The sequence below is a fragment of the Streptomyces sp. NPDC002730 genome (assembly GCF_042888805.1).
Lineage (GTDB): Bacteria > Actinomycetota > Actinomycetes > Streptomycetales > Streptomycetaceae > Streptomyces.
Map to the genome: position 1 here is coordinate 225,283 of NZ_JBIAQG010000012.1, position 26,774 is coordinate 252,056.

The 26,774-nt window shown below is 70.8% G+C and carries 22 protein-coding genes; 6 read left to right on the top strand and 16 right to left on the bottom strand.

The features are described from left to right. Positions 1 to 43 precede the first annotated feature (43 nt). The 3 genes from ACFYXH_RS29385 (at position 44) to ACFYXH_RS29395 (ending at position 3,010) form a co-directional block, all read left to right on the top strand. Positions 44 to 1,546 (top strand): bifunctional phosphatase PAP2/diacylglycerol kinase family protein, encoded by a 1,503-nt coding sequence (locus ACFYXH_RS29385; protein WP_389569047.1) that lies wholly within the window; start codon positions 44 to 46, stop codon positions 1,544 to 1,546. Between the two features lie 121 nt (positions 1,547 to 1,667). Further along, a complete protein-coding gene (locus ACFYXH_RS29390; protein ID WP_389569051.1) occupies positions 1,668 to 2,477 on the top strand; it encodes a class I SAM-dependent methyltransferase in 810 nt (269 codons plus the stop codon). A gap of 179 nt (positions 2,478 to 2,656) precedes the next feature. Next, on the top strand, positions 2,657 to 3,010 hold the full coding sequence (locus ACFYXH_RS29395; protein ID WP_389569054.1) for a VOC family protein: 354 nt from the start codon (positions 2,657 to 2,659) through the stop codon (positions 3,008 to 3,010). A gap of 52 nt (positions 3,011 to 3,062) precedes the next feature. On the opposite strand, the gene aspA is transcribed toward ACFYXH_RS29395, so the two are convergent. The 5 genes from aspA to ACFYXH_RS29420 form a co-directional block, all read right to left on the bottom strand. Then, on the bottom strand, positions 3,063 to 4,502 hold the full coding sequence (aspA, locus tag ACFYXH_RS29400) for an aspartate ammonia-lyase (RefSeq protein WP_389569057.1): 1,440 nt from the start codon (positions 4,500 to 4,502) through the stop codon (positions 3,063 to 3,065). 74 nt (positions 4,503 to 4,576) lie between these two features. Further along, the gene (locus tag ACFYXH_RS29405; RefSeq protein ID WP_389569059.1) at positions 4,577 to 5,620 is read right to left on the bottom strand and encodes an asparaginase; all 1,044 of its coding nucleotides are present in this window, start codon (positions 5,618 to 5,620) and stop codon (positions 4,577 to 4,579) included. 2 nt (positions 5,621 to 5,622) lie between these two features. Then, positions 5,623 to 6,408, bottom strand: coding sequence for a FadR/GntR family transcriptional regulator (locus tag ACFYXH_RS29410; protein ID WP_389569061.1), 786 nt, complete (start codon positions 6,406 to 6,408; stop codon positions 5,623 to 5,625). Between the two features lie 258 nt (positions 6,409 to 6,666). After that, positions 6,667 to 8,649, bottom strand: coding sequence for a DUF5107 domain-containing protein (locus ACFYXH_RS29415; protein WP_389569064.1), 1,983 nt, complete (start codon positions 8,647 to 8,649; stop codon positions 6,667 to 6,669). A gap of 105 nt (positions 8,650 to 8,754) precedes the next feature. Continuing rightward, a complete protein-coding gene (locus tag ACFYXH_RS29420) occupies positions 8,755 to 9,654 on the bottom strand; it encodes an arginase family protein (protein ID WP_389569066.1) in 900 nt (299 codons plus the stop codon). Between the two features lie 80 nt (positions 9,655 to 9,734). Between ACFYXH_RS29420 and ACFYXH_RS29425 the strand changes: the two genes are divergently transcribed. After that, positions 9,735 to 10,070 (top strand): DUF6204 family protein, encoded by a 336-nt coding sequence (locus ACFYXH_RS29425; protein ID WP_389569322.1) that lies wholly within the window; start codon positions 9,735 to 9,737, stop codon positions 10,068 to 10,070. Between the two features lie 19 nt (positions 10,071 to 10,089). Here the strand turns inward: ACFYXH_RS29425 and ACFYXH_RS29430 are convergent, their stop codons facing one another. Together ACFYXH_RS29430 and ACFYXH_RS29435 are read right to left on the bottom strand one after the other, a co-directional pair. Then, positions 10,090 to 10,644 (bottom strand): GNAT family N-acetyltransferase, encoded by a 555-nt coding sequence (locus ACFYXH_RS29430; RefSeq protein ID WP_389569068.1) that lies wholly within the window; start codon positions 10,642 to 10,644, stop codon positions 10,090 to 10,092. A gap of 166 nt (positions 10,645 to 10,810) precedes the next feature. Continuing rightward, on the bottom strand, positions 10,811 to 12,268 hold the full coding sequence (locus ACFYXH_RS29435; protein ID WP_389569070.1) for an MFS transporter: 1,458 nt from the start codon (positions 12,266 to 12,268) through the stop codon (positions 10,811 to 10,813). A 223-nt stretch (positions 12,269 to 12,491) separates the two neighbouring features. Between ACFYXH_RS29435 and ACFYXH_RS29440 the strand changes: the two genes are divergently transcribed. Together ACFYXH_RS29440 and ACFYXH_RS29445 are read left to right on the top strand one after the other, a co-directional pair. Next, positions 12,492 to 13,238: a GntR family transcriptional regulator gene (locus ACFYXH_RS29440; protein WP_389569072.1), complete on the top strand. Its 747-nt coding sequence runs from the start codon at positions 12,492 to 12,494 to the stop codon at positions 13,236 to 13,238. 78 nt (positions 13,239 to 13,316) lie between these two features. Then, positions 13,317 to 14,384, top strand: coding sequence for an adenosine deaminase (locus ACFYXH_RS29445; RefSeq protein WP_389569076.1), 1,068 nt, complete (start codon positions 13,317 to 13,319; stop codon positions 14,382 to 14,384). A gap of 124 nt (positions 14,385 to 14,508) precedes the next feature. On the opposite strand, the gene ACFYXH_RS29450 is transcribed toward ACFYXH_RS29445, so the two are convergent. The 9 genes from ACFYXH_RS29450 to ACFYXH_RS29490 form a co-directional block, all read right to left on the bottom strand. Next, on the bottom strand, positions 14,509 to 15,468 hold the full coding sequence (locus tag ACFYXH_RS29450; protein ID WP_389569324.1) for an LD-carboxypeptidase: 960 nt from the start codon (positions 15,466 to 15,468) through the stop codon (positions 14,509 to 14,511). Between the two features lie 2 nt (positions 15,469 to 15,470). Further along, complete coding sequence (locus ACFYXH_RS29455) at positions 15,471 to 17,474, bottom strand: prolyl oligopeptidase family serine peptidase (RefSeq protein ID WP_389569079.1); 2,004 nt, start codon at positions 17,472 to 17,474, stop codon at positions 15,471 to 15,473. Positions 17,475 to 17,493: 19 nt separating this feature from the next. After that, a complete protein-coding gene (locus ACFYXH_RS29460; RefSeq protein ID WP_389569081.1) occupies positions 17,494 to 18,828 on the bottom strand; it encodes a M20/M25/M40 family metallo-hydrolase in 1,335 nt (444 codons plus the stop codon). Then, positions 18,821 to 19,654, bottom strand: a complete 834-nt coding sequence (locus ACFYXH_RS29465) for a M55 family metallopeptidase (protein WP_389569084.1) — start codon at positions 19,652 to 19,654, stop codon at positions 18,821 to 18,823. Before ACFYXH_RS29465 ends, ACFYXH_RS29460 begins: the two co-directional genes overlap by 8 nt. A gap of 123 nt (positions 19,655 to 19,777) precedes the next feature. Beyond that, positions 19,778 to 19,942 (bottom strand): hypothetical protein, encoded by a 165-nt coding sequence (locus ACFYXH_RS29470; protein ID WP_389569087.1) that lies wholly within the window; start codon positions 19,940 to 19,942, stop codon positions 19,778 to 19,780. Between the two features lie 50 nt (positions 19,943 to 19,992). Next, positions 19,993 to 20,718 carry a class I SAM-dependent methyltransferase gene (locus ACFYXH_RS29475; RefSeq protein WP_389569090.1) on the bottom strand — a complete coding sequence of 242 codons (726 nt, stop codon included), beginning with the start codon at positions 20,716 to 20,718 and terminating at the stop codon, positions 19,993 to 19,995. Between the two features lie 167 nt (positions 20,719 to 20,885). Next, complete coding sequence (locus ACFYXH_RS29480; RefSeq protein WP_389569093.1) at positions 20,886 to 23,285, bottom strand: SpoIIE family protein phosphatase; 2,400 nt, start codon at positions 23,283 to 23,285, stop codon at positions 20,886 to 20,888. Between the two features lie 126 nt (positions 23,286 to 23,411). Continuing rightward, positions 23,412 to 25,844: an MFS transporter gene (locus tag ACFYXH_RS29485; RefSeq protein ID WP_389569096.1), complete on the bottom strand. Its 2,433-nt coding sequence runs from the start codon at positions 25,842 to 25,844 to the stop codon at positions 23,412 to 23,414. A gap of 246 nt (positions 25,845 to 26,090) precedes the next feature. Next, positions 26,091 to 26,534 (bottom strand): SRPBCC family protein, encoded by a 444-nt coding sequence (locus tag ACFYXH_RS29490; RefSeq protein ID WP_326653656.1) that lies wholly within the window; start codon positions 26,532 to 26,534, stop codon positions 26,091 to 26,093. Between the last annotated feature and the right edge of the window lie 240 nt (positions 26,535 to 26,774).

The following is a 26,774-nucleotide window of genomic DNA, read 5'->3' on the forward strand; positions in this document are numbered from 1 at the left end:
CCCGCCCCGAGTGGCCGCCGGGTCCACGGGGTACCCGCGATGCATGTCAGACGCTTACGCACAGGGAAATCCGCAGGTCCGCGCACGGGTCGCGGCGCTGCTCAGTGGCTGGGACCGACAGATCCTGCACACCGTCGCCGCCCGGCGATGGCCCGGCGCGGAGCCGGTGCTGCCGCGGCTCAGCCACAGCGCCAACCACGGGCTGCTGTGGTTCGGCATGGCCGCCGGGATGGTGGCGCTGGGGCGCGGGGTGCGCTCGCGCCGGGCCGCCGCACGCGGTGTCGCGTCCCTCGCACTTGCCTCCGCCACCATCAACACCATTGGCAAGCGCTCGGTGCGCAGGGCGCGGCCACTGCTCGACACGGTGCCGGTGATACGGCGGCTGAAGCGGCAGCCGTTCACAACGTCCTTCCCTTCCGGGCACGCCGCGTCGGCGGCGGCTTTCGCGACCGGTGTCGCGCTGGAATCGAAGACCTGGGGTGCGATCGTCGCACCGGTGGCCGCCTCGGTCGCCTTCTCACGCGTCTACACGGGCGTGCACTATCCGAGCGATGTGCTGGTGGGCGCGGCGCTGGGCGTGGGCGCGGCATTCGCGGTACGCGGGGTCGTGCCGACCAGGTCGCAGCTGCCCGCGCCGGGCCGGCCGCATGCCTCAGCACCCGCCCTGCCCGGCGGCCAGGATCTCGTGGTCGTGGTCAACCGGGAGGCCGGCTCGGCGGACTCCGCCGCTCTGGTGCGTCGGGCGCTGCCGCTCGCGGAAGTGGTGGAGTGCGCTCCGGACGAGCTGTCGGCGGAGCTGGAGAAGGCGGCTGCCCGCGGCCAGGCGCTGGGCATCCTCGGCGGAGACGGAACGATCAACCGGGCGGCTGCCGTCGCCGTCGCGCACGGCATCCCGCTCGCCGTCTTCCCCGGCGGCACGTTCAATCACTTCGCGTACGACCTGGGCATCGAGTCGGTCGATGACACCTGCCGGGCCCTCGTCGGCGGCGAGGCCGTCCGGGTCGATCTGGGGCGCTTCACACCGGGACCGGCAGGCGACAAGAAGCCGGGCTTCTTCCTCAACACCTTCAGCCTGGGCGTCTATCCGGAGCTGGTGCGGATCCGCGAACGCTGGTCGCCGCGCATCGGCGGGTGGCCGGCCGGTGTACTGGCGGCGGCGCTGGTGTTGCGCGGCGAACACCCGCTGGAGGCCGAGGTCCAGGGCCGACGCCGCCCCATGTGGCTGCTGTTCGCCGGGAACGGCATCTACCAGCGGGTGGGGCCGACGCCCGGCCATCGCCAGGATCTGGCGGACGGCCTGCTGGATGTCCGGGTGGTGCACGGCGGCAGGTGGCCGGGGCTGCGGTTGTTGGCCGCGGCTCTCGCAGGGCCGCTGAGCCGCTCGCCGGTGCACGCGGCACAGCAGTTGCGGCAGCTGCGGATCGGCGGGCTGGCACCGGGGACCCCGATGGCGTACGACGGTGAAGTGACCGAAGCCCCGAGGGAGTTGCTGGTGGACAAGGCCGTTCAAGTGCTCACGGTCTACCGTCCGCAGGCCCTGCTCTGACGGGGGAGGTCCCGCGATGGCTCCGGCCGTTGCCAGCTGTCCATATAGCAAGATTGGGGTCTTGCTATATGGAATCACGGCGTACCGTGGCCGTACTCGCCTCAGGAGAAGGAGTTCGGCCATGTCGAAGGAGACCGCCGTCTACACCCATGGGCACCACGAGTCGGTGCTGCGCTCGCACCGCTGGCGGACCGCCGCCAACTCCGCGGCCTATCTCATCGGTGAACTCCGCCCGGGCCTGGATCTGTTGGACGTGGGCTGCGGACCCGGCACCATCACCGCCGATCTGGCCGAGTTGGTCGCGCCGGGGCGGGTGACGGCGGTCGACGCCGCCCAGGACGTACTGCACCAGGCACGTGAGACCGCCGTCGGACGCGGCCTCGACCATGTCCGCTTCGCGGTCGCCGATGTCCACGCACTGGACTTCCCCGACAACTCCTTCGATGTCGTCCACGCCCACCAGGTGCTGCAGCACGTCGGCGATCCGGTGCGGGCGCTGCGGGAGATGCGGCGGGTCTGTCGGCCCGGCGGCATCGTCGCGGCACGCGACAGCGACTACGGCGCCTTCACCTGGTTCCCCGAAGTCCCGGCCCTGGACGGGTGGCAGAGCCTGTACCAGCGGGTGGCGCGCGCCAACGGCGGTGAGCCGGACGCCGGTCGCAGACTGCTGTCCTGGGCACGCGCCGCGGGCTTCACCGACATCACCGCCACGGCCGCCACGTGGTGTTTCGCCACACCCGAGGAGCGCGCCTGGTGGAGCGGACTGTGGGCGGACCGTACGACTGCGTCGGTGTACGCGAAGCTCGCGGTCGACGGCGGCCATGCCACTTTGGAGCAGCTGGCAGCGATCGCCGACGCGTGGCGGGAGTGGGGCGGCGAGGACGACGCCTGGTTCATGGTCCCGCACGGCGAAGTACTCTGCCGGGCCTGACGTCCGGAGCGGAGGCAGTGCCGCTGGTCGGAAGGCCGATCGGGGCCGAGCGCGGCTCGGAGTTGGAGCGGCAGCACCGGTCGGCGGGGGCGCTCATGCCTGGGCCGGGGACCTGCGCATCCCGCCCACAATCGGGCTATCGATTTCGCGTCCCGTCACCGCGAACTACGCTCGCCCGTATGGAGATCCTCGGAACCACGCTCCGCATCTGCGTCGACGACCTGGAGGCCGCGGTCGCCTTCTACGAACGCCTCACCGGTGCCACGCCGCTGCGCTTCGAGCGCGCCGGGGTCTCGGTCGCCGCGGTCGGCTGCTTCCTGCTGATGAGCGGCCCGGAGTCGGAGCTGGAGGTGCTGCGCAAGGTGACGGCGACCATCGCGGTGAAGGACGTGGACGACGCGTACGCCACGCTCACCGAGGTGGGCGCACGGATCATCGCGGGCCCCGTGCCGACGCCGGTGGGCCGCAATCTGATCGCCGTCCACCCCGATGGATCGGTCTTCGAATACGTCGACAGGAAGGCTGCCGAATGAGCGGCCGAAGGACCGGGCGCGCAACCTCGCTCCGAGAGGGCCGACCGCCACCTCAGCTCTGAGAGACCGCCGATCCGTTGCCGGTTGCCGGAGCGCCCGTGCCCGCGAGCTCTTCCGGGCGCAGCAGAGCGGCGAGCCGGTCGGCCGGGAGCAGCCCTCGCTCCAGCACCAGTTCGGCGACGCCGCGCCCGGTGGCGAGGGCCTCCTTGGCGATAACGGTGGCCGCGGTGTAGCCGATGTGCGGGTTGAGGGCGGTGACGAGCCCGATGGAGTTCTCCACGGTCGCGCGCAGCGTCTCGGTATTGGCGGTGATGCCGGATACACAGCGTTCGGCGAGGGTGAGGCAGGCCGCCCGCAGGTGGGTGATGCTCTCGGACAGGGAATGCAGGATGATCGGTTCGAAGGCGTTGAGCTGCAGCTGCCCTGCTTCGGCGGCCATGGTGATGGTGACGTCGTTGCCGATCACTTCGAAGGCGACCTGATTGACGACCTCGGGGATCACCGGGTTGACCTTGCCGGGCATGATGCTGGAACCCGCCTGGACCGGCGGCAGGTTGATCTCCCCGAGGCCCGCGCGCGGGCCGGAGGAGAGCAGACGCAGATCGTTGCAGCTCTTGGAGAGCTTGACGGCGATGCGCTTGAGCACGCCGGACAGATGGACGAAGGCGCCGCAGTCCTGGGTGGCCTCGACGAGGTTGGCGGCGGTGACCAACGGCAGGCCGGTGATGGCCGCGAGGTGTCGGCGGGCGGCTTCGGCGTAGCCCGCGGGGGCGTTGAGGCCGGTGCCGATGGCGGTCGCGCCGAGGTTGATCTCATGGATGAGGAGGACGGCCTCGGCCAGGCGGCTCTGGTCCTCCTCCAGCATCACCGCGTACGCGGAGAACTCCTGGCCCAGGGTCATCGGCACCGCGTCCTGGAGCTGGGTGCGCCCCATCTTGAGGATGTCGCGGAACTCCTCGGACTTGGCGGCGAAGGCCTCGCGCAGGATCGCCATCGCATCGAGCAGTTCATGTACGGCGATGATCGTGGCGACCTTGACGGCGGTCGGGTAGACGTCGTTCGTCGACTGGCTGAGGTTGACGTCCTCGTTCGGATGCAGGCGGCCGTAGTCGCCCTTGCCATGGCCCAGGATCTCCAACGCCCGGTTGGCGATCACCTCGTTGGCGTTCATGTTGGTCGACGTACCGGCGCCGCCCTGGATCACGTCGACGACGAACTGTTCGTGCAGTCGGCCGTCGTCCCGGATCTCCCGGCAGGCGGCGGCGATGGCGTCGGCCTTCTCCGAGGTGAGCAGCCCGAGGTCCTCGTTGGCGCGGGCCGCGGCTTCCTTGACGGCGGCGAGTGCGTCGATCAGGTGTGGGTACGCCGCTATCGCCGTACCGGTGATGGGGAAGTTCTCCGTGGCGCGCAGGGTGTGGACTCCCCAGTACGCGTCGGCGGGGATGTCGCGGTCGCCGAGCAGGTCGTGTTCGCGGCGGTGGCCGGCAGTCATGGTGACGGTGTTCCTTCGTGAGGTGGTGAGAGTTCTGTGCCGCGGGCCCGAGGGCGGGACTTCTAAAACCCGCCCTAGGCGACGGAGGAGGCAGCAGGAGCGGAGAGGCCGGCCAGCGCGCCCGCCGCCCGCAGGCTCCCGACCGCCACGCCGCCCCCGATGACGGGCGTTTCGGCGAATCCGGCAAGGATCTGCGGGTCGACTCCGCACAGCGCGAGGGCCGCCGCCGTCACAGGCATCCGGGCGCGGTCGGCGCCGTCGGCTATCTTCACGCCGACGGCCCGCCCGTCCGGGAGCGCCGCGATCTGCACGCCCTCGAACCCGTCCTTGGCGAGCAGGCCCGGCACCGCGCGCATCAGGCGCGCGACGTCCCGCCCGCTGCCGGCGACCATCTCCGGATACTCGCGCATGGCCTGCGCGACCTGGCCCTCCTGGGTGTCGGGCGCGGCAGTCGCCAGCCGGGCGGCGGCCCGGGTGAGGCCGTGCAGCGATACGGAGAACAGCGGCGCGCCGCATCCGTCGACCGTCACCCGGGCGATGCCCTGCCCGGTGAGCTCCTCCACGGTCGCGGCGATCGCCCACTGCAGCGGATGTCCGGGATCGAGGTAGTTCTCCAGACGCCAGCCACGGGCCCGGGCCGCCATCAGCATCGCGGCATGCTTGCCCGAGCAGTTCTGGGCGAGCCGGGTGGGTCCGAGGCCACGGCTGATCCACTCCTCGCGCACCGCCGTGCCGTACGGCAGATCAGGGACATTGCGCAGGTCGTCCTCGGTCAGCCCGGCGGTGTGCAGGATGCGCAGGGCCGTGGCCAGATGGCGCTCCTCACCGGAGTGGCTGGCAGCGGTGAGAGCGATCGCCTCGGCGTCCAGCGGCGGCAGTCCCGCGCGCAGCAGGCCGACCGCCTGGAGCGGCTTGAGCGCCGAGCGCGGGTAGAAGGCGGCCTCGATGTCGCCCGCGCTGAACTCCACACTCCCGTCGGCGGCCAGCACGACGACGGAGCCGTGGTGGACGCCCTCGACGACGCCTCCGCGCACTACGTGGGCGAGCGGGACGTGGGCCGGGGTGCGGACGGCGGGCGGCTCTGCCAGGGTGCGGCGGAACGGGGTGGTGTGGCTCATGCTCAGCTTTCGGTGTTTTCGTTGCTGTTGCGCTCGGTGTTCTTGGGCTCAAGGTTTTTGGGCTCAAGACGCTCGTACGCGCCGCTCTGGTGTGGCGGCCGCACGATGGTTGTCAGCGTCGACTCGACGCGCGCGAGATGGTGCGTCATGGCTTCCACGGCGTCGTGCTCGGAACTGTCGAGCAGCGCCTCGACGATCGCCCGGTGCTCCCGGTTCGACTGCTCGCGCCGGCCGCCGAGCTCGTTGAGGAACGCCGACTGGCGGGCCAGCGCGTCGCGGATCTCCTCGATGACTCTGCGGAAAACCGGGTTCTGGGCCGCCTGGGCGACCGCGAGGTGGAAGAGCGTGTCCATCGCCACCCAGGCGGTGGTGTCGGTCTCCCGCTCCATCCGCTCCAGCAGATGAGAGAGGTGGTCGAGGTCTTCGGGGGTACGCCGCAGCGCTGCGTACCCGGCCACCGGGATTTCCACGTGCCGGCGGACCTCGAGGAGGTCGCTGGCCGAGTAGTCGCCGAAGGTGGGGTCCTCCACCGGGCCGTTGGAGAGGACGAAGGTGCCCTTGCCGGTACGCGAGGCCGTGAGCCCCATCGTCTGCAGAGCGCGCAGAGCCTCACGCAGTACGGGCCTGCTCACTTCCAGGCGCCGGCAGAGTTCCGCCTCCGAGGGCAGCTTCTCCCCCACCGCGTAGTCGCCCCGCTCGATGGCGCCGCGCAAGTGCGTCAGCACCGCTTCGAGCGCGCTGATCCGCCGGGGCACATCGCCAGCTGTCTGGCTGTCTGACAGGTTCACCTTGCGATCGTCGACCTCGCAGGGGGGAACTGTCAAGCGGTGTGACGAACCCGCGCCGGCCGGATCGGCTCACAGCGTCGCCGGGGCCGGGCAGGCCGACCTGACACCGCCCGCCCGTCGCCGGCGGACAGAGACTCGGAAGTCGCTGCTCGCCCGACGCTCCCGACACCCCCGGCGTCCCCCGACGCACCCGACGCACCCGACGCACCCGACGCACCCGACGCACCCGACGCACCCGACGCACCCGACGCACCCGGGCTAGCTCGGCCGCGGCCGCTGAGGACGCATCCGGTAGTCGTACGCGTCCGGCAGCGGCTCGTCGGTGAGCGCCGACCACACCTCGTCCAGGATCTCCGTGCCCTCGCGCAGGTCCGCCACCTCGAAACCCGCCTCGAAGACGGCGCGAGCCTCGTCCGTACGGCCCTCGGCGATCAGCAGCTCGGCATCGATCAGGCGGAAGCGGCCGCGCTGCTGCACCGCCGGACGCAGCCGGGACCAGACCGCGCGGGCCTCGGCGGTACGGCGGACGGCGAGCAGTGCGGCGATCGCCTCCCGGCCGAGGGCCGCCGTCGCCGCCGTCCAGGACTCGCCGTCGTCGCGGCGCTCCTCGCAGAGGTCGTCGAAGGCCTCGGCGTAGCGCTCGGCGGCCCGTACGGCGTTGCCGCCCTCCAAGTCGGCGACGGCCAGGCAGCGCAGCAAGGGCCAGCGGGACGGCGCAAGTCCGAGGCCGCGTTCCCAACTGCGGACGGCCTGGGCGAGGTCGCCCGCGTGCCACTGGGCAATGCCGAGGTGGTACTCGGTCAGCGGGTCGGCCGGGGCGGTCTCCAGCATGTCGCGCCAGTGCGGTGCGACGAGCGAGGGTCCTGGCGGGGTGACCCTGCGGGGCTCGGGGAAGACGCCGGTCCTCAGCAACTCCTGCCAGGGCGCCTGCTCATCGCCGAGTGTCGACTCCTCGAAGGGTGTGCCGGGCAGCTTGTGCCGTTCACGCAGCACCTCGAGCGCGCCCCAGCCGGAGCCGGTGGCGAGCGACTCGGTCGGCTGGGCGTCCGCGTAGGGCCGCCATGCCTCGTACGCGGCGTCCACGGCCGCCCGGGGCAGCGCCTCGGACAGCCGGGCCTCCACCTCGGCGCGCGCCGCGCCCCAGTCCTGTCCGTGCACCGTCTCCGGGTCGGTGTCGAGCGGTCCGTACGACTCCAGCCAGCTGAACTCTCCGCCCCCGTCCAGGCGTACGTGCTCCAGCTGGGTGCGGGCGAGCCCGGCCTGGATCTCGGCGTAACCGGTCGTGCCCGGCTCGGTCAGCCACTGCTGCCAGCGGCGTCCGCCGCGCCCCGAGCCCCAGAGGAAGAGCTTGCGGCCGCGCAGCGCATCGGTCGAGGTCTGTACGAGCCCCTTCCCGGCAGCGTCGAGCGAGGCGATCCACTTACGGGCCTCGGCCGGCACCTCGTAGAAGTAGTCGGCGGGATACTCGCTGCGCAGCGGATACGTACGGTCCTCGCCCTCGAATTCCGGCACCGGAACCCGGCGCAGGTTGCGCTGGTATCCGAAGTGCCAGGCTTCCTCGGCGGGTGCGAGCACGCGCGTCGTCTCGTGCTCGTCGACGGCGATGTTGGACCACCAGTAGACGGGCGCGGTCCGTTCGTGCGGATTCCGGATCCGTACGCCGACATGGAGGAACTCGGAGTCGGCAGGCAGCCACAGATCGACCTGGAACGGCAGATCGCGCAGCCGCTCCCACTCCCAGAGGCGGACCATCTCACCGCCGTCGGGGGCCGGGACGAGTGCGGCGTGCAGCGGGGCGCAGGAGAGCGTGGTGTGGCCGGTGGCGCCGATGTTCCACTCGATGCCGCCGGAGAACCAGGCGCCGTTGAGCGCGAAATCCGCGGGCTGGAACACCGGGTTGCGGTAAAGGAGTTCACGCCCGGTCGGCTTGTGGTGCAGCGAGTGGATACGGCCGCCGAGGCCCGGCAGCACTGTGGCCCGCAGCCGTTCGTTCTCGATCACGATCGCGTCGAGGTCCGTCTGCGTGCGCTCACGGCCGTACCCGTCGAGCACCCGCACCGGCAGCAGGGTACGCAGCGGCTCGTATCCGATCTGCCGTGCCATCTCGCGCGGCAGCTCCTGTCTGGCGCGCTCGTCGAGAGAGTGCATCTCGTCCAGCGGCCGCAGGGCGGGCAGCGGGTTCGGCGCCCCGACCGGGGCTGCGGGCAGGGTCAGTACGGCACGCCGCACAGTGGTGGCCAAGGCAACCTCGCTTCGCTCGCGCGGGCTGCCGGCAGCTCCTGACGGCCGGCACTCCCGACGACCATGGAACACGGTGGGCTCTGCACTGACCAGGGGCTCTGTGGGTCAGTCTTCGGCAAAGGCGCCCACGATCAGGTCGGCGAACATCTCGCCCGCCGTGCCCTCCGCGTCGAGGTCGGGGTCGTAGACGGTCACGTTCAGCCCCACGCAGCGCGGAGAGCGCACCAACACCTTGAGCAGCAAGGCAAGTTCGGGCGGCAGCAGCCCTTCCGGATCGGGGCTGTCGACGGCGGGCATCACACTCGGATCCAGTACGTCCGCGTCCAGATGCACCCAGAATCCGTCGAGCACCGGCACTTCGAGGGTCTGTACCACGGCCCCCGCGAGCTCCGCCGGGCCCCATTCGCGCAGTCCCCCCACGGTCACCGTCGGGATCTTCAACTCGGCGAGCTCGGCCCGGTCTTCGTCAAAGGCGTCCCGGATCCCGAACAGCCGCACATCCTCGTCGCGCAGATAGGGCCTGAGCCCCTCCAGATTCGTCAGGTCCTCCTGTCCACGCCCGGTCGCGAGCGCCAGCTCCTCCCCGGCGGCGGCCCCGACCCGTTGGGAGTTGCCGGGGTGCCTGAAGTCGGCGGACGCGTCGACCGAGGCCAGCCCGTATCTGCCGAGACGGCGCAGCGCGAGCGAGGCGCCGAGCTGGATCGAGCAGTCGCCGCCGAGGACCAACGGGAAGTCACCGGCCCGCACATGATGCTCGATCCGGTCGGCGAGACGCCGGGTGTACGAGGCGATGGCGGCGGCGTTGAAGACTCCGTCGCCCTCCTTCCAGTCGCCGCGGTCGTAGCGCGGCGGTACGACGACCCCGCCTTCGAACGCTCCGAGCCGCTGCACGATCCGCTGCTCACGCAGAGCGCCGGCGAGCTTGTAGCAGCCGGGGACGGCGCCCGGGGCCGGGGGCCGCAGGCCCAGGTTGGAGGGAGCGTCGACGACCACGATATTCCGCATGCGGTCCATCCTCACCGCCGTACTCTGCATCTTCAATGCGTTTCTACGGAGTGTTCGACGAGCGGAAGGCAGCGGAAGAGATGAGCACGCAGCACACGTACCGGGTGATCGTGCGCGGGACCTGGGACGGGCTGACGGACGAGTCGCGCGGCAGTCTGCTCGCCGACGTGGACAACCACGGCCTCACGCAGATGCGGTTCACCGAGGAGGGCTCGCTCACCTACGACCGTGCCCTCAAGCACTTCTCGGTCCGCTATGTCGTCGTCTCGGACGCGGCGGACGGCGAGGAGATGGCCGCAGCGATCGCCGAGGACCGGGCGGAGACGGCGCTCAAGGCTCTCGGCTGCGGCTTCGGCGAACTGCGCTCGACAGTGACCGACATGGACACCATGAAGATCAACCGCAAAGGCCGCTGAGGGCCGGGGCAGTGGCGCGTCAGCGCTTGAGCATCTCCGCTGTGATGGCCCAGCGCTCGTGGTCGCGCCAGGCCCCGTCGATGTAGAGGAAGTCGGGCGAGAAACCCTCGAGCCGGAAGCCCGCGCCGCGTACGAGTCCGATCGAAGCCTCGTTGCCCGGCTGGATGTTGGCCTCCAGCCGGTGCAGGCCCATCGGGCCGAAGGCGTACCGCAGGACCAGGCCGAGGCCTTCGCCCATCAGGCCTCTGCCAACGGCGTGCGCGAAGGCGCCGTAGCCGATCGCCCCGCTGCGGAAGCCGCCTTCGACGATGTTGTTGACGTTGATGAAGCCCGCGATCCGGCCGGAGTCACGCGCGCAGACCAGGAAGCCGGCCTTCGTCGGGTCCTCGATGAGTTTCCGCGCGTACACGGCGTACATCTCCGCCGAGGCAGGCGGAAAGAGCCAGGGCCGGTGGTGCTCGGTGCTCAGGCTCACCAGCTGTGTGAACTCCTCGCTGTCCTCGTACGCGTAGTGGCGTATGCCGACCCGCGGACCCGCGGCGAGGTAGGGGGCGGCGGGGGAGGTCTCGGGCATCGCGCCAGACTAACCGGCTGCTCTCACCTGGCGCGCGTGAGCCGGGCCCCGGCCGCCGAACCTCCTGCTGTTCGGTGCTTCGCTGTGGCTCATGGGACCAGGACGAACGGATCCTGGTCCCATGAGGGCGGTGGAGCGGGCGGTACGGGTGAGCCGTGTCCGTCCGTCAGTGGTGGGCGAGGACCAGCTGCGGCTCCTCCTCCACCGCGACCGTCTCCGGGTCGGGACGCTGGATCAGCAGCGAGGAGACGACACCGATCGCGAGCAGGGCGAGGGCCGCGTACATCGCGTGCTGGTATCCGGCCTCGGTGGGCCCGTGCGCATCGCTGCCCGCAGTGATCATCGCGGAGGCGATGGCGATGCCGAGCGAGGCTCCGATGCCGAAGCACGCTCCGTTGAGACCGGAGAGCGAGCCGGGCTTGTCCTTCGGCGCCGTCGTGACGGCGAGACCGTTGAGGCCGGTGAGCATGAAGCCGCCGTACGTCACACCGAGCGCGGCCAGCGAGGTCACCAGGATCCACTGGTTGTCCAGGAAGAACGTGGCGAAGACGAAGATCGCGAAGTTTGCGGCGGCGCCGGTGACCACGACCCTGCGCCAGCCGATCTTCGGGCCGAGCCGGCCGGTCAGCGGCGCGGAGATCACACCGATCAGCTGGATGGGCGTGAGGAAGAGGACGGCGGCGGTGACGGCGGACAGACCGAGACCGACACGGGCGTCCTGAGAGAAGAGCGGAATGGTCAGTGCGACCGCACCAAAGGCGCCGCCGAGCGTGCAGACCGTGGTGATCAGCAGCGGCCAGGCGCGGCGGGAGGCGAGTACCTCGATATCGATGACCGGGTTGGCGGCGCTCTTCTGCGAGACGACGAAGAGGACCAGGGCCACGAGGCCGCCGAACAGGAACCCGAGGGTGAGCGGCGAGGCCCAGCCCCAGCTCGCGCCCTGGGCGAGGCCGACGAGGATGCCGGTGAGCCCGAGGGAGAGGGCGGCGATGCCGCGTGCGTCGAAGCGGGCGTCGGCGGTGGTGGGCGGGACATCGGGGACGTACTTCCGTACGCCGATCAGGCCCGCGACCGCGATCAGCGTGGAGCAGACGAAGATGCCGCGGAAGCCGATGGTGTCGGCGATCTGGCCGCCGGCGATGGCGTCGACGCCCGCGAGGCCACCGTTGACGGCGGTGATGATGCCTGCGGCCTTGCCGAAGCCGGCCGGGGTCAGCAGCTGGTTCAGGGTGAGGAAGGCAAGCGTGAACATCGCGGCGGAGATGCCCTGGAGGATGCGGCCCGCGATGAAGATCTCGATGTTCGGGGCGAAGACGCAGAGCAGATTGCCGGCGATCAGGACGAACGCGCAGACCACCATCATGGGCTTGCGGCCGCGCTGATCGCTGAGGCGGGCGAGCGTGACCTGGCCGATGGCCGCCATCAGGAAGAAGAGCGTCTGGGAGAGGCCGGCGGCCGCGGTGGTGGTGCCGAGACGCTCGATGACATCGGGCAGCGCGGGGCTGAGCATGGTCGCGTTGATCTGGTAGCCGAGCACGGCCAGCACCATGGCCAGCAGCATGGGCCCGCGGCCCGCCAGATCGGATGCGGCTCCGGAACGTGTCCGGCCGAGCGTGGGTGACATGTCGGCCCCTTTGCCTTGGATGTCATGTCTCGATAGGAACAGCGCAACCAACCTTGTCAGACAAGTTGCGCTCAGACAGACTGGAATCTACGTGCGTAGAACGTCAAGACCCTCCTGCTGTGAATTAGGCGTGAACCGAATCGCAGCTCACCCGAGATCCAGCGGCCATTGCTCCGCCGCTCGGGCTCACATAACTTGCTGACAAGTGAGCCGAGGAGGATCAGTGGTAGTCAGCGGGCAGCAGCGAAGGCCGGTCGTCGTCCTGTACGAGCGGATCGCGGACGCCATCCACGAAGGCACCTATCCGCCGGGCTCCACGCTGCCGTCCGAACCCCGGCTCGCCGCCGAACTGGGGGTCAGCCGACCCGCGCTGCGCGAGGCACTGCTGCTGCTCCAGGAGGACGGGCTGCTCTCGGTGCGCCGCGGGGTCGGCCGCACCGTCAACGACCGTCCACCGCGCCGCGGCTACGAGCACATCCAGCCGCTGGAGGAGCTGCTGTCCACCGGCTCCCCGCTCCGCGTGCGACCGCTGCTGCGCGCCGTGGAGGAGCCCACCGACTTCACCACCCAGCATCTGCTCGCACCGGCCGGGGCGGAGCTGCGGTTCTGGGAGTCACTGCTGGTCGGGGAAGGTACCGCGGCGGCGCTCAGCCAGGAGTGGGCGGCGGCGGAGCAAGTGCTGGACGTGGTGCATCCGGCCTTCGCCGCGGCACTGCGGGCCGCACCCGCACCGGCCACCTCGATGCTCGCGGTGCTGTCCGCGGCCTCGCGCGGTGTGGCGCTCACCGCACACAGCGGGGTGACGGCGACGCTGCTCGGACAGCGCCGCGGAGAGCAGCTGGGCCGGGCGGCCGACACCCCTGCCGTGCTGGTCACACAGGTGGTACGAGTCGAGGACATGCCGATCCTGGCGGCCAAGCACATGCTGCCGACCGGGGCGCCCGCCATGCCCGTACTCCAGTCGAACTGAGCGCTGGGACCGACTGCCCTCGAGCCGGGAGACGGCCGTCACGGCGCCATTTCCGGACGTGCCGTACACTCCCGGGCCATGCACTTGTCTGACATCCTCCGCGCACCCAAGGCCGTTCTCCACGACCACCTGGACGGCGGTCTGCGCCCCGCCACGATCATCGAGCTGGCCCGGGAGTGCGGCTACCGCGAGCTGCCCACCGAGGACCCGGCCGCGCTCGCGATCTGGTTCCGTGACGCCGCGGACTCCGGCTCGCTCGAGCGGTATCTGGAGACCTTCGCCCACACCTGCGCGGTGATGCAGACCCGCGAGGCGCTGCAGCGAATCGCGGCCGAGTGCGCGGAGGACCTGGCGACGGACGGGGTCGTCTACGCGGAGGTGCGGTACGCCCCCGAGCAGCATCTGGAGCGCGGTCTGACCCTCGACGAGGTCGTCGACGCGGTCAACGCGGGCTTCCGCGAGGGCGAGCGTCGCAGCGGCGGCCGGATCACGGTCCGCGCTCTGCTCACCGGCATGCGGCACACCGAACGCTCCCTGGAGATAGCTGAGTTGACGGTGGCGCACCGCGACCGCGGGGTGGCGGGCTTCGACATCGCGGGCGGCGAGATCGGCAACCCGCCGGCCCGCCACCTGCCCGCCTTCCAGCATCTGAAGCGGCACAACTGCCACTTCACGATCCACGCGGGCGAGGCCGTCGGCGCCGAGTCGATCCACGAGGCGGTGCAGATCTGCGGCGCCGAGCGGGTCGGCCACGGCGTCCGCATCACCGACGACATCACGGTCCACGACGACGGCACGGCGGACCTGGGTCATCTGGCCGCGTACATACGCGACAACCGCATCGCCCTGGAGGTCTGCCCGACCTCGAACCTCCAGACGGGCGCGGCGAAGGACTACGCCACGCACCCCATCGACCTGCTGCGCCGCCTCGGCTTCCGCGTCACTCTCAACACGGACAACCGCCTGGTCTCCGGCACCACCATGAGCCAGGAGTTCCAGCACATGGTGGACGCCTTCGGCTACGGCCCGGAGGTCTTCGAGGAGTTCACGGTCGCCGCGGTCGAGTCGGCGTTCCTGCCGCTGCCGGAGCGCCGCCGGCTGATCGACGAGGTGATCCGGCCGGGGTACGCGGCGCTCGGCCGGTAACCGGAAGACGCCCGGCGGCTGATCCGCTGATTCAGCCGCCGGTCCGGGTGCGGATGTCCCACCGTCCTGCGCCTGAGGTCCTCAACCTCGCCCCGCCGAAGGGAAGTTGAGGCAACCGACGGTGTCAGGTCAGCGCGGGCACCTCGAGCGTCAGCGTGCACGCGTCCGCGTCCAGCACCGCCGGCACCCCGAAGGGCAACGTCAGCGCGGGCACCCCGTGCCCGAAGCCGAACTCCTCCACGACCGGCACGCCAAGGCCGCCGAGCCGGTTCTGCAGCACCGCACGCACTCGCTCGTACGGACCGCACTCCGCCCACGAGCCGAGCGCGACACCGGCCACGCCCTCCAGCCAGCCGGAGCGCAGAAGTTGGGTGAGGACCCGGTCGAGCCGGTAGTCCTCCTCCCCCACGTCCTCGATCAGCAGCAGACCGCCGCGGGCCGAGGTGCGGGCCTGCGGTGTACCGAGATCGGCGGCGAGCAGACTGACACAGCCGCCGAGCGTGATACCGCGGGCCCGGCCGGGGACCATGGTGCGGGCGGTCTCCAGGCCGAGCGTCCGGACCGACTCGGGCTCGAAGAGCGTGGCACGCAGCGACTCCTGGGTGCGGACGTCCTTGAGGAAAGCCGCCGCGCCGACCATGGGACCGTGCAGCGTGGCCAGCCCCATTCGCACGGCGAAAGCCTCATGGAGGACCGTTGTGTCGCTGTAGCCGACGAGGATCTTGGGGCCGGCCGCGCGGATCGCCGTCCAGTCGAGGAGATCGACCATGCGCTGTGCGCCGTATCCGCCGCGGGCGCAGATCACCGCGGAGACGGACGGATCGCACCAGGCCTCGGTCAGGTCCCGGGCCCGTTCCTCGTCCGAGCCGGCGAGATACGAGAGCTCCTGGTGCCGGCCGCGGACATGAGGCATCACGACCGGAACCAGGTCCCAGCTCCGCAGGATCTCCAGTCCCGCTGCGAGCCGCTCTTCGGGGACGGGGCCGCTGGGCGCCACGACGGCGACCTTGGCCCCCGGCCTCAGTCGCGCGGGCCGGGTCAGGGATCGGGGGCCCGGGAGTTGCGCTCCGGCAGGACGCGGCAGGGTCACTTCTTGAGCTCCAGCGGGGGGACGTCGCGGCGGATGATGCCGAAGGTCTGGGCGTAGAGGGAGAGTTCGGACTCGAGCGCGCGGACCATCGTGTCGGCCCTGCGGAAGCCATGGCCCTCGCCCTCGAAGGCGATGAACGCGTGCGGGACGCCGCGCCCCGCCATCTGTGCCAGGAACCGCTCGCACTGCACGGGCGGGCAGATCACATCGTCGAGGCCCTGCAGCAGCAGGAACGGCGTGGTGATCCGGTCGACATGGGTCAGCGGCGAACGTTCGCGGTAGCGGCCGGGGACTTCGGCGATCGGGCCGATCAGCGATTCCAGGTACTGCGACTCGAAGTCATGGGTCCCGTCGGTGGCCCAGCTCGTCAGGTCGAGGATCGGATAGATGATGGTGCCGCAGGCGTAGACGTCAGTGCTGGTGAGGGAGGCGGCAGTGGTCCAGCCGCCCGCGCTGCCGCCGCGGATGGCGAGCCGCGCCGGGTCCGCCGTGCCTTCGGCGGCCAGCGTCTCGGCGACAGCCGCACAGTCCTCGACGTCGACGACGCCCCACTGTTCGCGCAGCCGGTTGCGGTACTCCCTGCCGTAGCCGGTGGAGCCGCCGTAGTTGACCTCGGCGACGCCGATGCCGCGCGAGGTGAAGTAGGCGATCTCGAGGTCGAGGACGAGCGGGGCATGACCGGTGGGGCCGCCGTGCGCCCACACCACGAAGGGCGGCAGTTCGTCGTCGGGCGCGATCCGGTCAGGGCTGTGCGGCGGATAGATATGGGCGTGGATCTCGCGGTTGTCGGGGCCGACGAAGGTACGGATCTGCGGCTCCGGGTAGTACACCGGGTCCACCGGATCGTCGTGCGCCGAGCCTATGACGCGGGTCCGCCCGGTACGGGTGTCGAGCTCGACGACCTCGTACGCGCTGCGCGGGCTGGCCGCGACCCCGATCGCCCGGTCACCGTGCACGGCGAGGGTGGACGACCACTCGGTCCAGGGTCCGGCGGCGTCGACGAGCTCGCCGGTCTCCGGGTCGAGAATCCCCAGCGCGGTGGCGCCCTTGCCGTGGATGACGGCGATCAGCCCGTTCTCCAGGGGGTGGAACCACTTGAGGCCGATCTTCCACAGCGGCCCGCCGAACTCCTCCCCGCGGCCGGGACAGAGACTGGTGCGCGATACGACCCCGGGCACCAGCCCCTCGAGCCGGATGCGCTGCAGCTCCCACCAGTTGCCGAGGTCGGAGACGAAGAGCAGCGAGCCGTCCGGGGCCCAGTCGACCTGGGCGACCGACTCGTCCGTCTCCCCGACGACGGGCCGCACACCGCCGAACGGGCCGCTCTCCGTCACCTCGCCGAGCATCACCACCGTGCCGTCCCAGGGCATCTGCGGATGGTCCCAGGCGATCCAGGCGGCGTGGCGCCCGTCCGGCGAGAGCCGCGGCCCGGTGACGAAGCGGTGCCGGTCGTCGGAGAGCTCCCGCACCGCGGCACGGTCCTCGACGGCCGAGCCGTCCAGCGGCACGGCCGCGATCACCCGGCGTACGTCCGTGGGCGCCGCGCCGGTGAACTCCTCGAGTACGCACCAGACTTCGCCTCGGTCCAGCCGGAGCTGCGGGTCGACCCAGCGCAGCCCGCCGCCGAGTGCCGACACCGGCGTGAGCGGACGGGGCTCGGCCTCGGGCGTGTCCGGCTCGTACACGTACAGCCGCTGGTCGGGGAAGTGGACAAAGACGATGAGCGGGCCGCCTTCGGCGCGCAGGGCTCCGGCCCATGGCTGGCCCCCGTACTCGATGACCCTGCTGCGGACGTTCCACGGGGCCGGGAGCACCGACTCCTCGCCGCCGTCGACCCGTCTGCGCATCAGGGCCCGCCTGCCGCCCTCGGTGGGGCGTGGCGCGGTCCACCACACCTCGTCGCCGACCATGCCGAGATACTCCGGGCGCCCGTCGTGCGAGGCGGCAAGCGCCGCGTCGATCGGTGAAGGCCAGGTTCCGTAGGCTCCCGTGGGTACCATTACCGACTCCCCCTAGGCCCTATGCGGACCGCAGATAGTGGTCGAGAACCTTTACGCCGAAGTGCAGTGCCTCGACCGGGACGCGCTCGTCGACCCCGTGGAACAGCGCCGCGTAGTCGAAGCCCACGGGCAGCTTCAGCGGCGAGAAGCCGTAGCCGGTGATGCCGAGCCGGGAGAACTGCTTGGCGTCGGTGCCGCCCGGCATGCAGTACGGCACGACATGGCCGGCCGGGTCGAAACGCTCGACGGCCGCCCGCAGCTTGGCGTAGGTCGGGGAGTCGACGGGGGCCTGCAGAGCCGCCTCGCGGTGGTGGAACTCCCACTCGACGTCCGGTCCGGTCAGCCGGTCCATCGTGTCGTGGAACTCGCCCTCGCCGCCGGGCAGCATCCGCCCGTCGACATACGCGATGGCGTGCCCGGGAATGACGTTGATCTTGTAACCGGCTTCCAGCATCGTCGGGTTGGCGCTGTTGCGCACGGTCGGCTCGACCAGCGCGGCGGCCGGGCCGAGCTTCGCCATCAGCGCGTCCACGTCGAAGCCGTCCGCGTGCACATCGGTCTCGATGCCGTGCAGCACGGCGAGCTCGGCCAGCGCGGCTCGTACGGTCGGGGTGAGGCGCACCGGCCACTGATGCTCGCCGATCCGGGCGACGGCCGCGGCCAGCCGGCTCACCGCATTGGCGCGGTTGACCTTGGAGCCATGGCCGGCCGTGCCCCGCGCGGTGAGTTTGAGCCATGCCGTGCCGCGCTCTCCGGCCGCGATCGGGTAGAGCGTCATCCCGGGCCCCGCGTGGAAGCTGAAGGCCCCCGACTCGCTGATCCCCTCGGTACAGCCCTCGAAGAGGCCGGGATGGTGGTCGGCGAGGAAGCCCGAGCCGTCGACGGCGCTGGCCTCCTCGTCGGCGGTGTACGCGATGACGATGTCGCGCCGGGGCCTGATGCCCGTGCGTGCCCATGCCCGTACGACCGCGAGGACCATCGCGTCCATGTTCTTCATGTCGACCGCGCCCCGGCCCCACACCACGCCGTCGCGGACCTCTCCGGAGAAGGGGTGCACGGACCAGTCGGCGGGCTCTGCGGGCACCACGTCCAGATGGCCGTGGACGAGGAGCGCGTCGGCGGACGGGTCGGTGCCCTCGATCCGGGCGACGACATTGGTGCGCCCGGGCGTGCGCTCCAGCAGGGCAGGTTCGAGGCCGGCGCCGGCCAGCCGCTCGGCGACATACTCCGCGGCGGGCCGCTCCTGGCAGTCCCCGCCGCCGCGGTTGGTGGTGTCGATGCGGATCAGCTCGGAGGTGAAGGTGACCACCTCGTCGAGTGCCCGGCTGTCCATGGGCGTTGTCACGTCAGCCATACTGCTCCTCCACCGCCGCAGAGACGATCGTCGTGACCGCTTTAAAGGTGCGAATGGCCTCATACATCGTCTCGCTGGTGTACGCGACACGTCGCTCACCGCTGCCTGTCACCCCGGGGACGACCGTCGCGGCCGCCGCGAGATGCTCCGCGTCGAACTCCAGCTCCACGGTGAACGGGCCGCCGCGCACCGGCTCGTGCCGTACGGCGAGTGCCGCGGCCTCCTTCGCGGCGGCGCGGATGTCGGAGGCGGTACGGGCCGGAGTGCGGCACACCGCCGCGTACCGCGACACATGGTCCTTCACCGCGACCGTGCGGGCGTCCGGCGCATAGCCGCCGGCATCCACGCAGGTCAGGTCGTCACCGGTGACCAGTACCACCGGCACGCCGTACTCCGCGACGACATGGGCGTTGAGCAGGCCCTCGCTCGCCCGCGCGCCGTTCAGCCACACGCCGGTGATGGAGTTGGCGAGGTAGGTGTGCGCGAGCACGCCCTCCGTGCCCGCGCCGGTGTGGTAGCCGACGAAGGCGATGCCGTCCACGTCGCCGTGCTGCACGCCTTCCACCATGGACAGTGACTTGTGCTTGCCTGTGAGCATCTGGGCCCGCTCGTCGAGCCGCTCGAGCAGGAGATTGCGCATGGTCCAGTGCGCTTCGTTGATGAGCACATCATCGGCACCACCGTCGAAGAAACCGAGGGCCGCTGCGTTCACATCGGAGGTGAACATGGAGCGACAGCGCTCCCACTGGGGGGTGCCGGGCAGCACATCGGCCGGCCAGGTCACGCCAGTGGCGCCTTCCATGTCGGCGCTGATGAGGATCTTCACGGCATCACGGTACGCGTCGGCGAACGCCCCGGCCAGGACTGTTGACAGTGCCAGAGGTCTGGTCCGCCGAATGCCGGTCCGGTCGGCCACGGGAGTCCGGTCGGCCGCCGAAACGAAAGGGCCCTACGCCTGTCCGGCGCTCTCCCGCCGACGGCGGCGGCGCACGACAAGCCCTCCGGCCCCTGCCGACGCCAGGATCCCGTCCGCCGCCGCACCGGGTGCGGAGCCCAGCAGCGGAAGCAGGGCAAGACCGGCGACGGCCGCGGCGCGGGCTGCTCCGCGGAACACGGCACTCCTCTCGTCGGCGGTTGCTCGACCGGGAAGAGGCAGTTCGGGCGTTACCCGTTCCGGCCGACGATCAGCCATTTCGACGGAAGCTCGATACGCGAGCCGTCCGATGCGTACTCCGTTGTCGTCAGCGGCAGTTCACCTCGAGCGATCACTCCGAGACCCGCCGTGGTGAAGAACTCCGCCACGTCCGCGTCGGGCACCGAACCCGGCTGGAGGCCGTGGCGGAACACCGGCTGAAGCTTCGGCGGCGGTCCCGCCGGTGCCTGCGCCAGGGCCCTCAGATGCTGCCCGGCCGCTTCCGCGAGCTCCACCACAAAGGCGCGTCCACGCTCGCCCACCAGTACGGCGATCGAGTCGGCCAGCGCCTGCCGGTCCTCCGCGTCGCACTGGTGGAGCACCCCGCGCATATAGACATTGGTGTCGCCGAGCTCGGCGTGCAGCTGCGCCACCATCGCCCCGTCCACCGCGTCGATCTCCCGGAACCGTGTCTCGCACTGTTTGTCCTGCCGTCTGGCCAGCTCGATCGCGGCGGCCGACAGGTCCACGCCGAGCACCTGAGGGAAGCGGTCGGCCAGGAAACGGGTCTGTGTGCCGTTGCCGCAGCCGAGATCCACCAGAGTCAGCCCGGGATCCGTCACATGCGGTTCGTAGACCGCGAGATGGGGCCCCGCGGTGAGTGCCGGCTCCGCATCCCAGAAGACCTCGCCCGGCTCGCCGGAGGCCTCGCTCCAGAAGCCCTCCCAGGCGTCTTTGTACCGACTCGTCACGCTCATGACCAGCTCCCCAGAATGTGACACGACGTCAAGATCGGTCTATCGCTCACGAGTTACGGCGACAAGTACCCGGCGCATTCCTTATACGTGGCGTTCGAGCCCACAGCCGAGCCCACAGCCGAGTCCGCAGCGAGCCCGCGGCCGAGCCGCACCCGCCCCGAGCGCGGCTACGGCAGCGCCAGCTCGAACCAGACCGTCTTGCCGTCGGCCGTCCGGCTGGTGCCCCACTCCCGCGCCAGACTGCTCACCACGCGCAGTCCCCGGCCCAGTTCGGCGTCGGGGCGGGCGTCGAGCAGCGTCGGCAGAGTGCGGTCCTCGTCGGCCACTTCACACAGCAGGGATCCGGCCCGTACCAGCCGCAGCTCCGCGCGACGGCCCTGCGCGTGCCGCACCGCGTTGGTGACCACTTCGCTGACCAGCAGCTCCACGGTTTCCGTCAGATCAACGAGTCCCCAGGACCGCAGCTGTCCACGGACCAGCCGCCGGGCCCGCGCCGCCTCGCGCGGCTCCAGCGACAGCTCCCAGGCCGCCACCGACTCGGGCTCGATGCCGTTCAGCCGGGCCATCAGCAGGGCGACGTCGTCCTTGCGTCCGCCTCGGACGTTCAGCGAGCGGATGATGGTGTCGCAGGCGTCGTCCATGGAGGCGGCGGGATGGGCCGCGGATTCGCAGAGCGTCGCAAGCCCGACGCCTATGTCCTCGCCACGGACCTCCACCAGGCCGTCCGTGCACATCACAAGGCGGTCGCCGGGTGCCACGGGCACTCGTACGCTCTCGAACGGCACTCCGCCGACGCCGATCGGCGCACCGGTCGGCAGTTCCAGCAGCTCGCTGCGCCCGTCCGCCGCGCGGACGATCACCGGGGGCACATGGCCGGCGTTCGCCATCCGGAGTTCATTGCGGATCGGGTCATAGACCGCATACAGACAGGTCGCGAGGTAGTGCTCGCCGAGTCGCTGGGCGAGGTCGTCGAGGTTCCGCAGGAGCTGCTCGGGCGGCAGGTCGAGGGCGGCCATGGTCTGTACGGCCGTACGCAACTGGCCCATCATCGCGGCGGAGTTGAGCCCGTGCCCCATCACATCGCCCACCACCAGCGCGGTGCGCGAGCCGGGCAGCTTGACGGAGTCGAACCAGTCGCCGCCGACCCTCCCCAGCAGGGTGCCCGGCAGATAGCGGGTGGCGGTGTCGCAGCCGGCCATCCGCGGGGTGACCTGCGGCAGCATCGAGTCCTGGAGGGTCTCGGCCACACTCTCCTGGTAGGTGTACATACGGGCGTTGTCGAGGACGAGCCCGGCGCGGGCGGCCAGTTCGGCCCCGGTGACCCGGTCCATGTCGTTGAACAGAGCGCGCTCCGCATGGCGCAGCAGGATCATGAAGCCCAGCACCACATTGCGCGCCTTCAGCGGCACGACGAGCATCGAACGGTTGGTGATCAGCGGCCGGATGTCGCGCTTCTCGAACTGCGAGGCGATGGCATTGCCCATCTGCTCGCTGATACGCGGCACCAGCACCGGATCGCCGGTGGTCATGCACTGGAAGAACGGGGTGCGCTCGGGGAACGGCATGGATTCGCCGACCGGCACCACATCGTCCCAGCGGCCCGGCTCGTCCACATGCTCGACGGCGACGCGGTGCCACATGGTGGTCGCGTCCGGCGGTCCGTCGGGGAAGCCCTCGCCCGCGATGACCTGTTCACGCAGATAAGTGCCCGCGACATCGGTGAAGCGCGGCACGACGGCCGCGCTGACTTCCTGAATCGTACGGGCGAGGTCGAGCGAGGAACCGATGCGGCCGCTGACCTCGTTGAGGAATTCGAGCCGCTCGCGGACCGCGGCGTACTCGAGATCCTGCTGGAGATCGGCCGTGTCGACCGGCTGCCCCGCCGCTGCCGCCTCCTCGGCGGCCCGTTGCCGCGCCTTGCGCTCCGTACGCCTGGGGACACCCCAGTCCGGGGTGACCGGCACCCGGTCGTGATGGCTGAACTCCAGCACGGGATAGCCCAGGTCCAGGATCTGGGAGACGATCCGCGCCGACTCCTGGACGCTCATGCTCGGCAGGATCTCGGGGAGCCGGCGCGCCAGCTCGTCGGAGCCGGGAAACTCGGTGTGCAGGGCGAATCCGGGCGCGATGCGCTCGACACTCTCGTCCTCGGCGCCGAACTGCGCGGCATCCGCGGCCAGTACGAGCAGACGCTCGTCGCCCGGACCGATCATGGGGTACGCCCACCACAGCACATCGACCCGGTCGCGTCCGGCTTCGGAGAGGCGGGCCCGGCCTGCAGCGGGGTAGGAGGTGAGGCCGTTCAGCGAGGCGTCGAGGCCGGGGCCCAGACCGCCGTAGTCGTGGTGCGCCTCGTACTCACCGTCCCCCGCGAGCGCGCCGGTGACCGGGAGCAGTTCGACGACGGGCTGTCCCACCGCCTGCTCCCTGGTGGGGCCGAAGAGGCGCTTCGCACCGGTCGACCAGTGCGACACCAAGCCGTCGCCGTCCACGACGACCACGGCAAGCGGAATCCGGCCGGCCACGGCGTACTCCCGTGGCGGTGTGGGCGGAACACCACTGTGCATGGGTGGGAGGCTCCTTCCCCGCCGCCAGGATCTGCGGCCTTGCCTCTACGGTACGGCGCGGCGCAGGAAGCGCGCCGGGCAACGCCGAAATGGGGTGGTGCGCCCCCGCGCGAAACTGACGAATTGTCAGTCCTCGTGCCCCAGCTGGAGATCGCGCTCGGCGCGTCCGCCGCCCGCGACCTGCAGGACTGTCGCGACCGGCGGATAACCCGCTGCGATCACCGTGTACTCCCCCGACGACAGATCCACGAACCGGAAACTGCCGTCGGGGCCCGTGGTGAGGGTGTCCACCACATTGCCGGCCGCGTCGAGCAGCGTGACCCGCGCGTCCTCGACGGGCCGGCCGCCACCGGCCCGTACGGTGCCGCGCAGCACGGCTCCGCCCGCGAGCTCGATGTCCTGCCGGGTCTCGCGGGACGCCTGCACGCTCACGGTCTGCGCGGCGGGGCGGAAGGCGGGCGCGCTCGCAGCCAGTGTGTACTCCCCGGCCACCAACTCCGTGATCGCGTAACCGCCTTCGCGGCCGCTGCGGGTGGTGACGACGACGTCGCCGCGCACGTCGGTGAGGGTGACGGCGGCGTCGCGTACCGGCGATCCGTCGGCCGTGACGACGGTCCCGGCGAGCCTGCCCGCGCCGCCGAGGACCACATCGAGCTCGACGGGCCGCTCGCCGACGGTGACGGTGACGGCCTGCGGCTGGTGTCCGCCGGCCGCCGCGATCATGACGTACGAGCCGGCTCCCGGCACGCTGAGCGCGTACCGCCCGTCCTCGCCGCTCGCGCCGCGTCCGATCTGCTGTCCCTGTACGTCGATGAGGGTCAGGGCGGCGCGCGGGACGGTGCTGCCGTCGTGGTGCTGGACGGTGCCGCAGACCGGGACGCCGGAGGTGTACGCGGGCGTGGTGCGCGCGGCACGATCGGCGCGCGCCGTGCGGGCCGACGGGACGGAGGCGGAGGTGACAGCGGGCTCGGCGGCCTGGGCGTTCTGGGACACCAGCGGTTTCTCCTTGAGGAAGAAGGCGATGAAGAGGCCGAGCGCGAGCACCGGCACGAAATAGAGGAAGATCCGCGGCATCGCGTCTGCGTACGCCTGGATGTAGGCGTCACGCAGCGCGGGCTCCATCGCGTGGACCATCTGCGGAGTGATGGATTCGACGTTCGGAATGGATTGAGCGGGCAGGCCCGCGCCGGCCGGGAGGCGGTCGGCGAGCGCGTCCGTGAGCCGGTTGGCGAAGAGCGTGCCGAAGACGGCGGCGCCGACGCTGCCGCCGATCTGCCGGAAGTAGTTGTTGGCGCTGGTGGCGGTGCCGAGGTCGGCGGGCGGTACGGCGTTCTGCACGGCGAGGACCAGCACCGGCAGCACAAGTCCGATTCCGACACCGAGCACGGCCTGCCAGATGCTGTGGTCGAGCCGGGGTGTGTCGGCCTCAAGGCGCGACAGCAGCCACATACCGACGGCCGAGATCGCGCTGCCGAGGACGGGGTAGATCTTGTAACGCCCGGTACGGCTGATGAGCCGGCCGGAGATGATCGAGGCTCCGACGATGCCGCCCATCATCGGGAGCATCAGCAGCCCGGACTCGGTGGCGCTGGCACCGTCGACCATCTGGATGAACGTCGGCAGATAGCCGGCCACGCCGAAGAGCGCGACGCCGACGATGGCGCCGACGAGGCTGGTGGTGGTGAAGATCGAGTCGCGGAACAGCCGGAGCGGGATGATCGGTTCGGGGGCGAAGGACTCAACGACCAGGAAGAGCAGGATGGTTCCCGCAGCCCCGGCCGCCAGTCCCAGAATCACGCGCGAGCCCCACGCGTACTCGGTACCGCCCCAACTGGTCAGCAGAACGAGGCAGGTGGACGCGGCGGCGAGGAACAGCGCCCCGAGGACGTCGAGTCGTGCTCTGGCAGCAGGCTTCGGGAGCTTCAGCACCGCGGTGACCACGATCAGGGTGACCAGGCCGAAGGGGACATTGAAGTAGAAGCACCAGCGCCAGGAGGCGTGGTCGGTGAAGAAGCCGCCGAGCAGTGGTCCCGCGACGGAGGCGAGTCCGAAGGCGGCGCCGATGAGACCCATGAAACGGCCGCGTTCCCGGGGCGGCACGATGTCCGCGATGATCGCCTGCACGCCGATCATGAGGCCGCCGGCACCGATGCCCTGGATGGCGCGGAAGGCGATGAGCTGGTCCATGCTCTGCGACCGGCCGGCCAGCGCGGAGCCGATGACGAAGACGACGATCGCGAACTGGAAGACGCCCTTGCGGCCGAGGAGATCACCGAGTTTGCCGTAGACGGGCAGGCCGATGGTGGCAGTGAGGAGATAGGCGGTGATCGCCCAGGGCATCCGGTCCAGGCCCTGCAGTTCGCCGACGATCTTCGGGAGGGCGGTGGCGACGATCATCTGCTCGAGCGCGGCGAGCAGCAGCGCGAGCAGCAGCCCGATGAAGACGAGGCGTACGCGGCGCGGGCTGAGCGCGGTGGCCTCGGCCGGTCCGGCAGGGGGAGGCAGTGCAGCCGCGGCCGGAGCCGTCTGCTCGTCCTTCACCAGAGTGATGCCGCCCACGTATCTGCTCCCCTCGTCACGCCTGCGCGGCGTAATTCTTCGCATTACGCGCCAAGGGGGAGCAAGCGGGACGTTATCCGTGCCGGGGGCGCACGACGGGGCCCAACTGACTCTGGCGGGGCGCACTTCGGGCGCTCATCAGGGGCTTTCCCGCGACCCGTGGCGCGCGGGGCGCATCACGGCGCCGCGGGGAAAACCACTCGAAACGGTGAGCGTTACAGCAACCCCGCAGGGCTACTTCACGGGCTACTTCTCGACCTCGGCCGCCAGCTTGGCGAGCAGCGCGTCGTAGATCCGGCCAAGTCCCTTGGGGGCGAAGGTCTTCTCGAAGAAGCCGCCGATGCCGCCCGCGCCGTTCCAGACGGTGCTGACGACGGCCTTCGACCTGCCCTCACCGGCCGGGGTGACGGTCCAGGTGGTGACCATCGAGGAGTTGCGGTCCTTCTCGACCAGCTGACCGTCGGTCGGCTCGGTCACCTCGAGCAGGCAGTCGCGGATCCGCTTGCTGGTCGCCTGGAGCTTCCAGTGGACGAGAGTGCCCTCGCCGTCGCCGCCCTCACGGACCTCGTACTCGCTGAAGTGCTCGGGCAGCAGCTTGGCGCGGGTGTTCTCGTAGTCGGCCAGCGCATCGAACACCTTCTCCGCGTCTGCCGCGATGATCCGTTCCGTGGTGGCCTCGACCTGCGCCATTCGCGTTCCTCCAGCACTCGGTTCTTCGGGGGTGCCGCTAGCCAATCACCTCGGGTCCGGCCGCCCAAATCCAGGGTCACCGCGCTCGTGGTCACCCTGGGCCGGGGGCGTGGTGGGTTGCTGTGACCGGTGGGTTCACCTGCGGGCATCCAGGGTCACCGCGCTCGTGGTCACCCTGGGCCGGGGGCGTGGTGGGTTGCTGTGACCGGTGGGTTCACCTGCGGGCATCCGGGGTCACCC